Source organism: Streptomyces huiliensis (assembly GCF_020037025.1).
Taxonomy (GTDB): Bacteria; Actinomycetota; Actinomycetes; order Streptomycetales; family Streptomycetaceae; genus Streptomyces; species Streptomyces huiliensis.
The window spans coordinates 1-250 of sequence record NZ_JAIQLH010000167.1 but is presented as its reverse complement, the minus strand read 5'-3'; the positions used below and the strand labels follow the sequence as shown (position 1 = coordinate 250).

At 75.2% G+C, this 250-nt stretch carries 1 protein-coding gene; it reads right to left on the bottom strand.

Annotated elements, in window-relative coordinates; all coding sequences use genetic code 11:
• On the bottom strand, window positions 1–250 hold a 250-nt coding region (locus tag JNW98_RS25035; RefSeq protein ID WP_223770554.1), incomplete at both ends, for a condensation domain-containing protein.

The following is a 250-nucleotide window of genomic DNA, read 5'->3' as shown; positions in this document are numbered from 1 at the left end:
CGGGTCCAGCGACCAGCCGTCGGAGGCGATGTGGTGCACCACGGCCATCAGCACGTGCTCGTCCGGGCCGAGCGCGTACAGCCACGCCCGCACCGGGATCTCCCGCGTCAGGTCGAACGTCCGCCGGGCGTCCTCGCGCAGCCGCGCGTCGAGCGCGTCGGCGCCGAGGCGTACGGACTCCAGCGCCGGGACCGCTTCGTCGACGGGCAGGACGCGCTGGACGGGCTGCCCGTCGACCTCCGGGAACACC